The following is a 16,113-nucleotide window of genomic DNA, read 5'->3' as shown; positions in this document are numbered from 1 at the left end:
TAGTCAATTTTAGGTGGTTTATCTACGGGAAATTAATCGGCATGATGTACCCACTGCTTTGCACAACAAATTCATCGGTAGTGACGGAGCAACTTCGGTGGCGCTAAAAGTCAACATCAAGGAACTTCAAATGAACAACACGAGCCAACAAGTAGCGATCGTCACGGGATCATCACGCGGCATCGGCGCAGTAGTGGCGCAACGCCTGGCCGACGACGACTTCGCCATAGTCATCAATTATTCCGGCAGCGCCGCCCCGGCCGAGCAGGTGCGTGCCGCTGAATATAACGACAGTCCGTCTGCCGGCGTGCCTGAGCAGGCCCTGCAAGGTCTGGCCGCGCTGGAACCTGCGGATTCCGATGCCGGCTCGGTGGCCGATGCCATCGTCGAAATAGTTGGTATGCAGTTCGGTAGCCGGCCATTCCACCGTCACATCGATCCATCGCAGGACGGCAGCGAGATCGTCAACGGCGTCGCCGACCGCGTGCGCAGCGAGATGCACCGCCGCATTGGCCTGGAAGACCTGCTCAGTCCACGGGTGAACGCTTGAGTGCGGATCTGCAAGCCCTACAGTACCCGCCGCCGGTGGTAGCGGCGGCCAGCCCCAAAACCGCTGCATTAGCATCGCAAGGAGTCAGCATGAAACCGTCCATCACCTATCTACATCTGCTGGCCAAGACGCCATTCTTCACCGGCCTCAATTGTAAGCAGTTGCAATGGGTCATCGACCACTCGAAGGAATGGGAAGTTACCAGGGGTAATCTTATTGCCCGCAGCGACAGCGATCCCGGCAGTTTCTGGGTGTTGCTGGATGGCGGCTGGCAAATCGAGACAGACAGTCGTAAGTATCCGGTCGGGCACGCTGATCCCGGCAACTGGTACGGCGCCGACACAGTACACACAGCTGCCGTTGCTTCGCGCCTAGTGGCTAGCGCCGACAGTTACCTGATGGAGATCCGACTGGAAGATTTCAACGAAATGATCCGCCAGGGTTTCGATTTCGACCAGCACTTGCGACGCGGCGTGCAATTCTATTCCGAGATTCTCAAACCTTAACCAAGAAGGAAATATTTCATGCATACCGTTAAGGCGATTGCATCCGGTCTGCTATTGCTGGCTATCTGTCTCGGTATGGGACGTATGCTCGGCGGACCTAGCGCTATCGGCGCTTCGGTCAAGGTGTTCATTGTGTTGTGGCTGTTCGGAGCGGCGGCGAATCTATGGTTCGGGGTGAGCCGAGCTGGCTATTCCGTGAGTGAGGAACTGCCTATTTCCCTTGCGGTATTTTTGATACCAGTGGCGGCGGCTCTCTATATCAGATGGAAATATTGAACCAACTAACACCAAGATGATTTGGGAAAAAAGGTGTAAAAACTGGATGTCCTTGCTCGCCACGGATTACACGATTTGACCCTTGAGATTGCGCCTTTATGGAATGCTTAATATGCCTTCGTGGGTCTACGCTGAACGTACATCCGCGCTGCGCAAAGTCGGTAATCCCCCGCCAAATGATCGCGTTTAAAAGTAGAATTTTCTAAACTCAACTTTCATAAATAAAATGCTGATCTTTTCTGGTCAGGCTGGCAATGCTCGCGTCGCTTCCTCCAGACTCAAAATCGACTGTGCTATATGCTCAGTAGTAGCAAGCGTATTGATCACGCCCGTACGCAGCGCACCAAGTATCGCAGTGGTTTTTGTGCTTTCACTGGCAACCGCGATGACATTCGGTATCCTCTTCAAATCCACGAGCGTCAGGCCTATTACGCGGGCCTGCATCGGAGTTTTGCTGAGATTGCCGCTCATGTCGATAAAATCGTAGCCCATCATGTCGCCGACGGCACCGAGGCTTTTTAGCTGGGAGATTTCTTCCGGCGTGAACCATCCCATTCGTACCATGTTGCTGTCATCGTTCATGTCGCCGATCCCGATCAGGGCAATATCGGCCCTTCTGGCTTTATCAAGTGTTTGTTTTACCGTTTCGTTGCTTAGCAGGCTTTCGCGCGCAAGAGGATCGCTGACCAGGGCAGGGGCGTATAGCGTTTCGCTTTCTCCGCCAAACCGTGCGGCAAGCCGACGGCAGATGTGGTCTGCATTCATCGTCTCGCCGCCACGGTAGGAACCGCCGATGGCACACACGAACGTAGAGGAGCGCTGGGTCGAAGAAACCGCGTGTTCGGAGATGGCGCTGATATTGCGGCCCATGCCGACGGCGACAATCGCACCGTTGACGAGAATCCGGTCCAGGTGGCTCGCAACCAGACCCGCCAGCAGCTCACGTTGTTTATCCTGATCCTTGTGATTGATCGAAACAATCGCCCGTTCTATCCCGAAGCGAGCGATTAATTCCTCTTCCAGCTGACTTGTATCGCGCGGATGATGGCGCACCCTGATCTCGACGATACCTACTTCTTGGGCCCGCTTTAACATTCGCCCTACGGTGGCGCGCGAAATGGAAAAGCGCTTTGACAAGTCTTCCTGGGTCAGCCCATCTACATAGTAAAGCGTGGCTATCCGTGTTAGCTCGTCAGTCGACATCTACTTTCCTTTCATCTTCATGGCTACGGTGCCTGCCGGTGCTGTGACGGCGGCATCAGGTTTGGTTCTTTGGATTGTCGGTGTTTCGCAGGTTCAACTCGTATTCTTCAATACGTTTCAATTTTGACTGCGAGGGGCCGCCGTCAAATTCAGCGTCCAGCCATTTATCGACGATGGCCTTCGCCAGTTCCGGTCCTACCACACGTGCGCCGATCGTAATAATTTGCGCGTCATTGCTCTTGCTGGCGCGTTCAGCGGAGTAGGTGTCGTGGCACTGTGCTGCACGTACTCCGGGCACCTTGTTTGCTGAAATCGCCATGCCGATTCCGGTTCCGCACAGCAGGACGGCTCTATCGAACTTCCCCTGCGCGACCTGTTCTGCGACGGCGAATGCAATGTCTGGGTAAATTACCGGTTTCGTATCATGCGTGCCGAAGTCGCTCACGTCAAGACCCCTGGCCAGCAAATGTTTTTTGATGATTTCCTTCAGTTCGAAAGCTGCTTCATCGCAGCCTAGCGCTATTTTCACGTTAGTTTCCTTTGCTTGTCAGCCGTTACAAGCGTCAAATGAATGAGAAATTACTCACGGCTGCACATATTCTCATTTGTGTAGAGGCGACTGTCAAGCGCTATTCTCATTCAGTGAAAATCGACTTTGCTCCACAATTAACGCGACTTTCATTCTGAGGAAAGTGTTGGCGATGGCTGGACGGGGGACGCTGAATTTTATTTAGTCAAATTAATTGACAGTGCTTAAAAAGTTTTCTATGATTCAAATCAGCAAGCAATTGCTCAGCATAGAGCAAATGATTAACAACAGGAGGCACAGTGAACGAACTTCTTCTTGCAGCGACTGGTGTGCGAAAAGCGTTTAACGGCGTCCGTGCACTTGAGGACGGCCGATTGAGCCTGCGACCCGGCACTGTCCATGCGTTATGCGGCGGTAATGGCGCTGGGAAATCTACCTTTTTAGGTGCCCTGATGGGAATCATCCGCAGGGATGGTGGCGAGATGCTGCTGAAAGGCAAATCCGTCGACTTTGCGACGCCAGCCGAGGCTCTGCAACACAGAATTGCCATCATCACCCAAGAGTTGTCACCGATTCCCGGAATGACGGTTGCAGAAAACCTGTTTCTTGGACGGGAGCCGCGCAGGGCCGGTTTTCTGGTTGACTTTAAACGCCTGATCCGGCAAGCCGAGCAATTGCTCGACCGACTTCAATTCCCTATCAATCCCCGCGCATTGATGTCAACGCTGAGCCTGGCGCAGATTCAGCTGGTCGAAATCGCCAAGGCATTCAGTCATGACTGCGACATCATGATCATGGATGAGCCTACCTCTGCGATTGGCGAGCGCGAGACCGAGGTGTTGTTTGATGCCATCCGCCGCTTGACGGCGCAGGGCGCCGGGATCATTTACGTCTCTCATCGACTTTCCGAGATATTCCAGATCGCGGATGAATACACGGTATTTCGCGACGGTGCTTTCGTCGATAGCGGCTTAATCAAAGATATCGACCGCGGCTATCTGGTCAGTACGATTGTCGGTCGACAGTTAAACGGCGCCGAAAAGAAACGTCGTTCTACCGGGCAAGCCGTGCTGGAAACCAACAAATTGAGCCGTAAAGGCGAATTCAATGATATCTCTCTGACCGTACATGAGGGTGAAGTGTTGGGCATTTACGGCTTGATGGGGGCGGGGCGCAGCGAGTTCCTGAATTGCGTCTATGGCTTGACGCGTCCTGATTCTGGCCAAGCGCGCTTGCGCAATCAAGCCATACCAATTGGCAATCCGGGGGCTACGATTAAAGCTGGCATCTCGCTGGTCACTGAAGATCGTAAGGATACTGGCTTGGTGTTAAGTAGTTCTGTGCGCGACAACATTGCGTTGGCGGCATACAAGCGCTTATCGCATTTTTCTCTGATTGATAAAAGTCGAGTGCAGAAGTTGGTTGCCGCGATGGTGAGTCGGATGAGCATCAAAACCAGTTCTGTCGCCCTCCCGGTCTCTTCCATGAGTGGCGGCAATCAGCAAAAGGTTGTATTGGCTCGCTGCTTTTCGACGGACCCGATTTTTATGATGTGCGACGAACCGACCCGTGGCATCGATGAGGGCGCCAAGCGAGAAGTATATAAATTGCTGGACGACTTTGTGCTAAACGGAGGCGCGGCTATTGTGGTGTCTTCGGAAGCACAAGAAATTCTCGACGTCAGCGACCGTATCGCGATATTTAAATCAGGCCAGCTAGTCGCATTGATCGACGGCCATACCGCAACCCAGGAAGAACTTTTACATTTGGCCTCATGATGAATACTAAAACCTCCATGATTCAAACTTCGCGGCGCTTTAATGTAGTGGATTTAAAGCACCTTTACGCCCGTTACGGCATTGTTGCTGCACTCATTTTGTTGTGCGTCATCTTGGCTTTGTCGAACGAATATTTCATGACCTGGGGTAACTGGACCGACATCCTTCGTCAAACCGCCATCAACGGCATATTGGCGATCGGCATGACGTATGTGGTTCTTACCGCAGGGATTGATTTATCGGTCGGCGCGATTCTGGCATTTGCCGGCATTGTCAGTGCCTCCCTGGTGTCCGGTGATAACCCGCATGGCATTGCGGTGGGGATCGCTGCTGCTTTGTGCGTCGGTGGCGGACTGGGGGCTGTGAATGGTTTGCTGGTGGCGCGCTTCTCCGTTCCGCCGTTCGTGGCAACGCTTGGCATGTTAAGCGTCGCACGCGGTTTTACTTACATCTATAACGGCGGCATGCCGGTGTCCGATTTGCCGAGCGCATTTTTAGCAATTGGCGGCGGTCATCTGTGGCAGATACCGGTGCCGGTATTGATTTTTGCGGTGGTAATTGTCGTCTTCTGGTTTGTATTGCGATACACCACCTACGGTCGCTATATCTATGCGGTTGGCGGCAATGCAAAGAGCGCCAAGACCAGCGGCATTGCCACTGGAAAGATGATCTTTTCCGTATATGTCGTCAGCGGCTTACTGGCCGGACTTGCCGGTCTGGTGCTGGCCGCCAGAACTACCGCAGCGTTGCCGCAAGCCGGCCTGTCCTACGAGCTGGATGCGATCGCCGCGGTGGTAATCGGCGGTACCAGCCTGTCCGGTGGCGCCGGGTCGTTGGGCGGTACAGTCGTCGGCGCATTGCTGATAGGTGTCATCAATAACGGTTTGAATCTGTTGGGCGTGTCTTCGTATTATCAGCAGGTGGTAAAAGGCGTCATCATTGTTGGTGCCGTTTTGTTGGATGCTTCACGTAAAAAAAGTAGTTGAGCGATTAAGCGATTAATCGATTATTCAATCATGGAGATAAATAAAATGATGTTACTGAAAAAGATAGTTTTGGTACTGGCGGTTGCTACCTCAACTTCAGCCATGGCGCAAACTTCAGCCAAGCCGTTGCGTATCGGTGCTGCGGTATATGGATTGAAGGGCGAGTTCATGCAAATGTGGAGCAAGTCGTTGAAAGAGCATCCATCGGTCAAAGACGGATCGGTACAAGTGACGGTGTTCGACGGCAACTATGATGCGTTGACCCAAAGCAATCAATTCGACACCATGATTACGCAAAAGTTTGACGCCATCATTTTTATCCCCATCGATCTGAAAGCCGGCGCGGCAGCGGTCGCCAAAGCCAGGGCCGCAAATATTCCGGTGATCGGTTCCAATACACGGGTGTCGGGTGATCAATTGACATCGTACGTCGGTAATGATGATGTGGTTGCCGGTCGCATGGAGGCGGAATCGCTGATCAAGGCTATCGGTGGTAAAGGCAATGTCGTCGTCATTGAAGGTCCGATCGGTCAGTCCGCGCAAATCGAGCGTGCCAAAGGTAATCAGGAAGTGCTGGATAAATACCCGAATGTCAAAGTCCTTGCACGCAAAACGGCTAACTGGTCGCGTGCGGAATCGATGGCGTTGATGGAGAACTGGCTGACTGCATTTCCGGGCAAGATCAATGGCGTCATCGCGCAAAATGACGATGAAGCGTTGGGGGCGGTACAAGCGATCAAATCCAAAGGAATCGATCTGAAGATGATTCCAGTCGTTGGCGTGGACGGCATTGCCGACGCTATCGGAGCGGTCAAGCGTAGCGAAATGACTACCAACTTCCAGGACGCACAGGCGCAGGCACAGGGTGCGCTGGATGTTGCGCTGCGGACACTGAAAGGTACGTCATACAAACCGCGCTCTGCAATCTGGACGGAGTATGCCGCCAATATGCCGTGGGCTGATGGCACAGCAAAGTCATATACAGTGCCATGGACTGAAATCATACCGTCCAACGCAGATGCATTTCTCAAAAAAGTGAAGAAATGACGAAATGAAGATACCTCGCAGAGGTATCTTCAATGACCCACAATCAGTAGTAGGAGCAACGGTGATAACAGAATCAACATCAACACACGGCTTTGATCTGACCGGTAAGGTCGCTATTGTGACCGGGGCGGCTAATGGCATCGGTCTGGCAGTAGCGGAGTTGTTCGCGCAATGCGGCGCACAGGTTGCGCTGCTCGATATGAGCCCTGCCGTGTCTGAGTTGCCGGCCCGTCTGGCGGGTGGCGCAAACCGACATCTGGCAATTGCGCTGGACGTGACGGATTCAGCGGCGATTGACTTGGTGATAAAACAGGTCGTCGAGCAATTCGGCAAGATCGATATCCTGATCAACAACGCGGGAGTCGCCTTGCTGGAGTCGGCGGCTGCCTTGTCCGAATCCGACTGGGATAAAACGATGGCCGTCAATTTGAAGGCCCCGTTTATGCTGGCGCAGGCAGCAGGTCGGCACATGATTCGTCAACACTATGGTCGTATCGTCAACCTGGCTTCGCAGGCCAGCGTCATTGCGCTGGAGCGCCATGTTGCTTATTGCGCCAGTAAAGCCGCGTTGATCGGCATGACAAAGGTGTTGGCGGTCGAATGGGCACCGCACGGCGTGACGGTCAATGCGGTGTCGCCGACGGTGGTAGAAACCGAGCTTGGGAAAAAAGCCTGGGCCGGAAAAGTTGGCGATGAAATGAAGGCAAAGATTCCGGTTGGCCGCTTTGCACGTCCAGGGGAAGTGGCTGGACTGATCCTGTACCTGGCCAGTGACGGGGCTGCAATGATCAATGGCGAGAACATCCTGATCGATGGCGGATACACCGCACAATAGTGAATAGAGGAACAAAATGAACAGAGTGATCAACAATCCCGATATGGTTGTCGAGGACATGCTGAGAGGCATACTTGCGGCCCATCCTGAACTGATCGTTGTCCCGGAAAATCCGCGCGTTGTCAGACATGTCGCTGCGCCCCGAAAAGGGCGGGTTGCGATTGTCACCGGTGGTGGCTCGGGCCACGAACCGGCGTTTATCGGTTACGTCGGTCCCAATATGGTGGATGCGGTGGCAGTCGGAGAAGTGTTTTCTTCACCTACCGCAAAATCTTTTTTCGATGCCTTCAAGGCGGCTGACGGCGGTGCCGGTATTGCCTGCCTGTACGGCAACTATGCCGGTGACAACATGAACGTCAAGATGGCGATCAAGATGGCGGAACGGGCTGGAATTCAGGTGCGAACGGTGGTGGCGAACGATGATGCTGCCTCGGCACCGCCTGAAGATATCCTTAAACGGCGTGGGGTTGCCGGGGAAATCGTGATGTGGAAAGTCGGCGGTGCAAGAGCCGCACAAGGTGGGACCTTGGACGAAGTGATCAGCGCGGCGCAAAAGGCGGTAGACAACACCCGCTCGATAGGCGTTGGCTTATCTGCATGCACCATCCCCGCTGTAGGCAAAGCCAACTTCACGATCAAGCATGGCGAAATGGAAGTTGGCATCGGCCACCACGGCGAGCCAGGGATCGCGGTGCAGGCAGTCGTACCGGCCCGGGACATGGCGCGCATGATGCTTGACCGCTTGTTGCCGGACCTGCCATTCGCCAGAGGCGATACGGTCTCGGTCCTGTTGTCCGGTCTGGGCGCAACACCGCTGATGGAACAATACATTTTGTATGCCGACGTTGCGGACTATCTGGCTGAAGCCGGACTCAATGTGCGTTATTCGTTCGTCGGCAATCTGTTTACTTCGCTGGAAATGATGGGTGTAACACTCACACTGACCCGCTTGGATACTGAGCTCGAAACCTGCATGCGGCACGCCTGCAGCAGCATCGGCCTGACAGTAGGAGACAACAAGGAGAACAACGCATGAATACGGACATTTCTGTAAACGTCACCCAGGCCGGCTGGGTGGTCAATCAGCTGATCGATACCATCAATGCCAATCGCCAGTATCTGAGCGAGGTGGATGGCGCCATCGGCGACGGCGATCACGGCATCAATATGAGCAAGGGCTTTACCCAATGCGGCTTGCGGCTGGCAGAGCGTGGGGAAAGCGCACCATTATCGGTCGCATTCGACGATCTTTCGATGGTGCTGCTGGAAGGCATTGGCGGTTCGATGGGCCCGCTATACGGTAGCTTCTTTTTTGCTATTGGCGAGACGCTGGAAGGACATGACACTCTGGACAAGGCCTTGTTTTTCCAGGCGCTGGATGCCGCCATTGAGGCGGTTCAGACCATCGGCGACGCCAAGGTCGGCGACAAGACTTTGATCGACACGCTGATCCCGGCGCGAGAAGCTTACAAGCAGGCACTGGATCAGAACAAGTCTTTTAAGGCGTGTCTGAGCGACATGATTGCGGCGGCTGAAAGCGGCATGGATTCGACCCGCGCGCTACGTGCGCGTATTGGCCGAGCAGCCAGACTAGGGGATCGATCGATCGGCGTACTCGACGCCGGCGCCTGCTCCAGCTTTCTGATCTTGCGCAGCATAGGCCAGTCGCTGATGCAACTAGTAGATGACTCATCAAACTTGTCTTAGGCCATTGACGCCCTGCGGGATATCAGGTTCTACGCCTAGAAAAATATACGGAAAAAAATGAAATTCCACGATGAAGATATGCTCGCGGTGGTTTGTCACGCGCCCAAAGACTATCGCCTTGAGCGCGTCAAGCGCCCGGCAGCCGGGCCGGACGAAGTGGTGATTAAGGTCGCTTCCTGCGGCATCTGCGCCGGTGACTGTAAATGTTATGCCGGCGCGGCGAGGTTTTGGGGCGATGCCGAGAAGAACAAGCCGTCGTACGTCAAGCCGCCGGTGATTCCCGGACATGAGTTCTGGGGGCATGTGGTCGAAGTGGGAGAGGGAGCCGAAGAGCACCACGGCGTCAAGGTCGGTGATCGCGTCATTGCCGAGCAGATCGTTCCCTGCGGCAAATGCCGGTATTGCAAGACGGGCTACCGCTGGATGTGCGAAGTGCATGATGTGTATGGGTTTCAGCGCGATGTGGCCGAGGGCGGGATGGCCGACTACATGCGCCTCTCCAGACGCGCAATCGTCCACAAAATTCCAGAAAGTATTGCGTTTGAAGATGCTGCGATTACCGAACCGCTGTCATGTTCCATCCATGCCGTCAATCGCGGCGATATTCAACTGGATGACGTGGTGGTGATTGCCGGGGCCGGAACGTTGGGTTTGCTGATGGTTCAGGTAGCGCATTTGAAGACGCCCAAAAAGCTGATTGTCATCGATATGGTAGATGAGCGATTAGCGTTAGCCAAAACATTCGGTGCCGATGTGGTGATCAATCCTGGCAAGGAAGATGCAGAAGCGATTCTTCGCTCCTTGACGGATGGCTATGGCTGCGACGTCTATATTGAAACGACCGGCGCACCGATCGGCGTGATTCAAGGCTTGAACATGATTCGCAAACTGGGGCGTTTTGTAGAGTTCAGTGTGTTCGGAAAAGACACCACGGTCGACTGGTCAATCATCGGCGAAGAAAAGGAACTCGATCTGCGCGGTGCGCATCTGAGCGCGGACTGCTATCCGATAGCCATCGACCTCCTCGCGCGCGGATTGGTGACATCAAAGGGCATCGTCACACATACCTTTTCCCTGTCGGAATGGGAGCAGGCGATCAAAGTGGCCGACTCAATGGATTCGATCAAAGTCTTGCTCAAGCCAGACGCCAAATAATCCCAAAGTGTAGCCAGCATTGCTGCCGTGGTGGGCAAGTATTGGCAGCAAAAAAACCGCATTCAGATATTGCGCAATCGCAATTGAATCAATTTTGAATGCTCTTTAATTCTAGAAAGAGACATTAATGCCCAAGCACAAACGCCTCGCCAACGCCATCCGCACCCTCGCCATGGATGCTGTGCAGCAAGCCAATTCCGGCCATCCCGGCATGCCCATGGGCATGGCAGATATCGCGGTGGCGCTCTGGCACAAGCACTTGCGCCACAATCCGGCCAATCCGAAGTGGCCGAATCGCGACCGCTTCGTACTCTCCAACGGTCATGGCTCGATGCTGCTGTATTCGCTGTTGCATCTGACCGGCTATGCGCTGACGATAGCCGATCTCAAGCAATTCCGCCAATTGCACAGCAAGACCCCGGGCCACCCGGAATATGGCTATGCGCCCGGCATCGAGACCACTACCGGTCCGCTCGGCCAGGGTCTGGCGAATGCGATCGGCATGGCGCTGGCGGAGAAGATGCTGGCTGCCGAATTCAACCGTGACGGCTTTGATTTAATCAACCATCACACGTATGTGTTTGTCGGTGACGGCTGCCTGATGGAAGGCATCTCCCACGAAGTCTGTTCGCTGGCCGGTACGCTGGGTCTTGAGAAGCTGATCGTTTTTTACGATGACAACGGCATCTCGATCGACGGTCACGTGGCGGGCTGGTTCACCGACGATACCCCGAGGCGCTTTGAAGCTTACGGCTGGCATGTGGTGCGCAATGTTGATGGACACAACGTCGATGCTGTCAATGCAGCCGTCGATATCGCCAAAGAGGCAGGCAAACCGACGCTGATCTGCTGCAAGACGGTGATCGGCAAAGGATCGCCCCACAAGCAAGGTAGCCATGATGTGCATGGCGCCCCGCTTGGTGCCGAAGAAATTGCTGCCACCAGGGCCGCCCTTGACTGGCCCTATGCACCGTTCGAGATCCCGTCCGACATTTACGCCGAATGGGATGCGAAGGAAGAGGGGGCAGGGCGGCAAGCCGAGTGGGATGCGCTGTTCGCCGAATATCAGGCAACGCACCCCGCGCTGGCGACGGAACTCCAGCGTCGGCTCGATGGAGAATTGCCGGCCGACTTCAATCGATACGTCGCGCAGCAACTGACGGCAGTGAATGCCAAGGCTGAAACCATTGCCACCCGCAAGGCCAGCCAGAATGCCATTCAGGCATTGGCGCCCAGCTTACCGGAAATGATTGGCGGTTCGGCAGACCTGGCCGGTTCTAACCTGACCTTGTGGAAAGAGGCATCCGGCGTTTCCAGACAACACGGCGGCAATTACATCTATTACGGTGTGCGCGAGTTCGGCATGGCTGCGATCATGAACGGCATCACGCTGTACGGTGGATTCCGCCCGTTCGGAGGCACCTTTCTGATGTTCTCGGAATACGCGCGCAACGCGCTGCGTATGGCCGCGCTGATGAAGATCAATCCCATTTATGTGTTCACGCACGATTCGATCGGCCTCGGCGAAGACGGCCCGACCCATCAACCGGTCGAACAGACCGCGACGCTGCGCATGATCCCGAACATGGACGTATGGCGTCCTGCCGACACGGCTGAATCATTGGTGGCGTGGCAGGTTGCAATTGAACACAAACAGACGCCGACCAGCCTCATTTTCTGCCGGCAGAACCTGCCGTACCAGCCGAAGAGCGCGCAGCAACTGGCCGATATCCGCAAGGGCGGCTATGTGCTGAAGGCAGAAGCCGGTGAACTACAAGCCGTGCTGATCGCCACCGGTTCCGAAGTCGATCTGGCGATGAAGGCACAGGAAGCATTGCTGAACGAAGGGATATTTGTCCGCGTGGTGTCGATGCCATCGCCGTACAATTTCGATCGCCAGGATGCCGACTACCGGAACGCAGTGCTGCCGGAGCATGCGCCGCGTATCGCCATTGAAGCGGGTGTGTCCGACTACTGGCGCAAGTACGTCGGGCTGCGTGGCGCTGTGGTGGGCATGGACACGTTTGGCGAGTCCGGGCCGGCTAGCGCACTCTACGAACATTTTGGGTTTACCGTGCCGCATGTCTGTAATACGGTCCGTGCACTGCTTCCACAATGGAAGCATGTTCGGAACTATGAATGATGAACTTATCGGAAATTATCATGCCCTTGTCCCAGCATCGCACTACTTTGGCCCAGTTCTTGATTGAAGAACGGCGTCGTTATCCAGAAGCCAGCGGCGAATTCAATAGCTTGATTCTGAATGTTGCGCTGGCATGCAAGAGTATTGCGCGTGCAGTGGCCTTTGGCGCGCTGGGCGGTGTACTCGGCAATGCGGGTGGCGCAGGCGGCTCAGTCAATGTCCAGGGTGAGACGCAAAAAAAACTAGATGTCATGAGTAACGATGCTTTCTTGCATGTCACGGAACGGGGTGGCCAACTGGCAGGAATGGCATCAGAGGAAATGGAGGATCCGTATCAGATTCCACACCAGTTTCCCAAGGGAAAATACCTGCTGGTGTTCGACCCGCTTGACGGCTCTTCCAACATCGACGTGAATTTGTCGGTAGGCAGTATTTTCTCGGTACTGCGCGCACCGGATGGTATCCAAAGCGTCAGCGAAAAGGATTTCCTGCAACCGGGTTCGCAGCAACTTGCTGCCGGCTATGCCATTTACGGCCCATCAACCATGCTAGTGCTGAGCGTGGGGAATGGCGTCAACGGCTTCACTCTCGACCCTAATTTGGGCGAATTCATTTTGACCCATCCCAGCTTGCAAATCCCGCCCGATACGAATGAATTTGCCATCAACGCATCGAATAGCCGCTTTTGGGAAGAACCGATTAAACACTATGTGGATGAATGCATGGCCGGTAAAACAGGGACGCGCGGAAAGGACTTCAATATGCGCTGGATTGCCTCCATGGTGGCCGAAGCGCACCGCATTCTGATGCGCGGCGGTGTGTTCATGTATCCGCGCGACTCAAAAGACCCCAGCAAGCCAGGTCGACTGCGGCTGCTGTACGAAGCCAATCCGATCGGCTTCATCATGGAACAGGCAGGCGGTAAAGCCAGTACCGGCCGTCAATCGATTACGGCCGTGCAACCGACCTCGTTGCATCAGCGCATCGGCCTGATCTTCGGTTCGCGCAATGAAGTCGAGCGCATTGAGGGCTATCATAATGCGCCGCAGAAGAGTGATGTACCGAATCCCGTGTCAGTGAAAAAATTCAACGCTTGACTACACAGACCGTTAAAGGAAATTTGCATGTCCCTCATATCGCTACGCCAACTGCTGGACCACGCTGCTGAACACCGCTATGGCCTACCGGCTTTCAACGTCAACAATCTGGAACAGATTCTCGCTATCATGCAGGCAGCAGATGCTTGCGACAGCCCGGTGATCCTGCAGGCCTCGGCCGGTGCGCGTAAATATGCCGGTGAAGCATTTTTACGCAAGATGGTGGAAGCGGCGGTGGAAGCCTATCCGCATATCCCGATCTGCATGCATCAGGACCATGGCGGTAGCCCGGCGGTATGTCAGGCTTCGATCCGTTCCGGGTTTTCCAGCGTGATGATGGACGGTTCGCTGATGGAAGATATGAAAACCCCTTCCTCCTACGATTACAACGTGGAAGTAACCCGTCAGGTGGTGGACTTCGCTCATTATATCGGCGTGTCGGTCGAGGGTGAACTGGGGTGTCTGGGTTCGCTCGAATCCGGTCAGGCGGGCGAGGAAGACGGCTCCGGTGCCGAGGGAATACTGTCGCACGACCAGTTACTAACCGATCCTGCCCAGGCAGCGGACTTCGTCAAGCGCACCGGTGTGGATGCGTTGGCGATTGCGATCGGTACCAGCCATGGTGCCTACAAGTTCAGCCGCAAGCCGACCGGCGACATTCTGGCGATTAGCCGTATCAAGGAAATCCATGCGCGCATTCCCAATACCCACCTGGTGATGCACGGCTCCTCTTCCGTGCCGCAGGAATGGCTGGAAATCATCCGCCAGTACGGCGGCGACATGAAGGAAACCTATGGTGTGCCGGTCGAAGAAATTCTGGAAGGTATCAAGCACGGTGTGCGCAAGGTCAATATCGACACCGATATTCGCCTGGCAATGAGCGGCGCAATGCGTCGCAGCGTGGCCCAGCATCCGTCCGAATTCGATCCGCGCAAGTTTTTCAAGGATGCCACGGCGGCAGCCAGGGAAATATGCCAAGTGCGTTTTGAAGCGTTCGGCTCAGCCGGGCAGGCGTCGAAGATCAAGATAACGCCGCTGGAACGGATGGCGCAGCGCTACGCCCAAGGAGACCGGTCGGGCAGGCTTGGATGATCACTCACCCAAGCGCCCAGAGCAATCCGCACCAAGAGTTCCATACCCCTTTATTGCGGAGAAAATCTGATGCCTTCGATCTCACAACTGCACGGCAACGTGCTGACCACCGAGGGCTGGATCGCCGGTGCAATCAGCTTCCACGAGCTGATAACAGGCATCAGCGGCGAAGCCCTGGACCTTGATCCGACTCACATCACGCATAGCGGTGACTATATCTTGCCCGGCTTTATCGATCTGCATGTTCATGGCGGCGGCGGTCAGGACGTCATGGATGCCGGCGAAGCGGTGCATGTGATCGCAAAGATGCAGGCACGGCATGGCACTACCAGCATGCTGGCGACCACCATGACAGCGCCAGTTGCTGATCTCGAAGCAGCGTTGAGTGCCATCGGCCGCGCCAGCCGCGTGCGTCGCAGCGGCAGCGCGCGCGTGCTGGGCGCACATCTTGAAGGTCCGTACATCAACCCAGGCAAGCTTGGCGCCCAGCCTGACTTTGCGGTGGAGGCAACACTCGAACAGGTCGACTGGCTGCGCAGCTTCGCACCGCTGAAACTGATTACGATAGCGCCGGAAGTGGACGGCCACCTGGAACTTGTCAAGACCCTGAGTGCCAGTGGCATGCGGGTGCAGATCGGTCACACGCTCGGCACCTATGAGGATGGCGTCGCGGCGCTCAACAATGGTGCAGCCGGGTTTTCGCATCTGTTCAATGCCATGAGTTCCTTCCATCACCGCGCACCAGGCATGGCGGGCGCCGCCTTGGCGCATGCCGAATATGCCGAACTGATTCCCGACCTGCTGCACGTTCATCCCGGCGCCATCAAAACGGCATTGCGTGCCATTCCACGCTTGTATTGCGTGACCGATTCAACCGCAGCGTCGGGCATGCCGGACGGCGAATACATGCTGGGACGACAAGTCGTCCACAAATGCATGGGTGGTGTGCGCCGCGCCGACGGCACCTTGGCCGGCAGTACGCTGACCATGGATCAGGCCTTGCGCAATCTGGTGTCGCTCGGGATTGAGCTGGCTGAAGCCTCGCTGCGCACGTCGACTTATCCGGCCGATTATCTTGGCGTCACAGAACGCGGCCGTCTGAAAACCGGCTGTTATGCCGACATTCTGGTGTTTGATCGCCAGCTAAACCTCAAAGCGGTGTACATAGAGGGAGAACAGATTGACCTCGAGCTCAGTCATGCTTAAGGT

Annotated in this window: 16 protein-coding genes; 14 read left to right on the top strand and 2 right to left on the bottom strand. The window is 55.2% G+C overall.

Translation table 11 applies throughout. From position 1 onward, the window contains the following. The first annotated feature begins 130 nt into the window (after positions 1-130). From AC3CHX_RS17005 to AC3CHX_RS16995, 3 genes are all read left to right on the top strand, one after another. Positions 131-550 (top strand): hypothetical protein, encoded by a 420-nt coding sequence (locus AC3CHX_RS17005; RefSeq protein ID WP_488629213.1) that lies wholly within the window; start codon positions 131-133, stop codon positions 548-550. An 89-nt stretch (positions 551-639) separates the two neighbouring features. Further along, the gene (locus AC3CHX_RS17000) at positions 640-1,056 is read left to right on the top strand and encodes a hypothetical protein (RefSeq protein WP_488629212.1); all 417 of its coding nucleotides are present in this window, start codon (positions 640-642) and stop codon (positions 1,054-1,056) included. An 18-nt stretch (positions 1,057-1,074) separates the two neighbouring features. Further along, complete coding sequence (locus AC3CHX_RS16995) at positions 1,075-1,332, top strand: hypothetical protein (RefSeq protein WP_488629211.1); 258 nt, start codon at positions 1,075-1,077, stop codon at positions 1,330-1,332. Positions 1,333-1,575: 243 nt separating this feature from the next. On the opposite strand, the gene AC3CHX_RS16990 is transcribed toward AC3CHX_RS16995, so the two are convergent. Both AC3CHX_RS16990 and rpiB read right to left on the bottom strand, forming a co-directional pair. After that, the gene (locus AC3CHX_RS16990) at positions 1,576-2,535 is read right to left on the bottom strand and encodes a sugar-binding transcriptional regulator (protein WP_488629210.1); all 960 of its coding nucleotides are present in this window, start codon (positions 2,533-2,535) and stop codon (positions 1,576-1,578) included. Positions 2,536-2,590: 55 nt separating this feature from the next. Further along, positions 2,591-3,064 (bottom strand): ribose 5-phosphate isomerase B, encoded by a 474-nt coding sequence (gene rpiB / locus AC3CHX_RS16985; RefSeq protein WP_488629209.1) that lies wholly within the window; start codon positions 3,062-3,064, stop codon positions 2,591-2,593. 299 nt (positions 3,065-3,363) lie between these two features. Here rpiB and AC3CHX_RS16980 point away from each other — a divergent pair, with 299 nt between their 5' ends. The 11 genes from AC3CHX_RS16980 to nagA all read left to right on the top strand — a co-directional run bounded on the left by AC3CHX_RS16980 (position 3,364) and on the right by nagA (position 16,110). Further along, positions 3,364-4,842: a sugar ABC transporter ATP-binding protein gene (locus AC3CHX_RS16980; RefSeq protein ID WP_488629208.1), complete on the top strand. Its 1,479-nt coding sequence runs from the start codon at positions 3,364-3,366 to the stop codon at positions 4,840-4,842. Next, positions 4,842-5,828 carry an ABC transporter permease gene (locus tag AC3CHX_RS16975; protein ID WP_488644848.1) on the top strand — a complete coding sequence of 329 codons (987 nt, stop codon included), beginning with the start codon at positions 4,842-4,844 and terminating at the stop codon, positions 5,826-5,828. Before AC3CHX_RS16980 ends, AC3CHX_RS16975 begins: the two co-directional genes overlap by 1 nt. Before the next feature lie 102 nt (positions 5,829-5,930). Further along, entirely contained in the window at positions 5,931-6,875 is a 945-nt protein-coding gene (locus AC3CHX_RS16970; protein WP_488644847.1) for a substrate-binding domain-containing protein, read from the top strand. Positions 6,876-6,936: 61 nt separating this feature from the next. Continuing rightward, positions 6,937-7,710, top strand: coding sequence for an SDR family oxidoreductase (locus AC3CHX_RS16965; RefSeq protein WP_488629207.1), 774 nt, complete (start codon positions 6,937-6,939; stop codon positions 7,708-7,710). A 16-nt stretch (positions 7,711-7,726) separates the two neighbouring features. Further along, positions 7,727-8,746, top strand: a complete 1,020-nt coding sequence (locus AC3CHX_RS16960) for a dihydroxyacetone kinase subunit DhaK (RefSeq protein WP_488629206.1) — start codon at positions 7,727-7,729, stop codon at positions 8,744-8,746. Then, positions 8,743-9,417, top strand: coding sequence for a dihydroxyacetone kinase subunit DhaL (gene dhaL / locus AC3CHX_RS16955; protein ID WP_488629205.1), 675 nt, complete (start codon positions 8,743-8,745; stop codon positions 9,415-9,417). The genes AC3CHX_RS16960 and dhaL overlap by 4 nt, the downstream gene beginning before the upstream one ends. Before the next feature lie 57 nt (positions 9,418-9,474). Further along, positions 9,475-10,572: an alcohol dehydrogenase catalytic domain-containing protein gene (locus AC3CHX_RS16950; RefSeq protein WP_488629204.1), complete on the top strand. Its 1,098-nt coding sequence runs from the start codon at positions 9,475-9,477 to the stop codon at positions 10,570-10,572. 127 nt (positions 10,573-10,699) lie between these two features. Then, a complete protein-coding gene (gene tkt / locus AC3CHX_RS16945; RefSeq protein WP_488629203.1) occupies positions 10,700-12,715 on the top strand; it encodes a transketolase in 2,016 nt (671 codons plus the stop codon). Positions 12,716-12,735: 20 nt separating this feature from the next. Then, on the top strand, positions 12,736-13,812 hold the full coding sequence (locus AC3CHX_RS16940; RefSeq protein WP_488629202.1) for a class 1 fructose-bisphosphatase: 1,077 nt from the start codon (positions 12,736-12,738) through the stop codon (positions 13,810-13,812). A gap of 27 nt (positions 13,813-13,839) precedes the next feature. Beyond that, a complete protein-coding gene (gene fba / locus AC3CHX_RS16935; RefSeq protein ID WP_488629201.1) occupies positions 13,840-14,904 on the top strand; it encodes a class II fructose-bisphosphate aldolase in 1,065 nt (354 codons plus the stop codon). A gap of 69 nt (positions 14,905-14,973) precedes the next feature. Further along, complete coding sequence (gene nagA, locus AC3CHX_RS16930) at positions 14,974-16,110, top strand: N-acetylglucosamine-6-phosphate deacetylase (protein ID WP_488629200.1); 1,137 nt, start codon at positions 14,974-14,976, stop codon at positions 16,108-16,110. Positions 16,111-16,113 lie beyond the last annotated feature (3 nt).

This window comes from Glaciimonas sp. OK215, assembly GCF_057787885.1.
The sequence above is the reverse complement of the archived record's forward strand: the minus strand, read 5'-3'. Positions and strand labels throughout refer to the sequence as shown.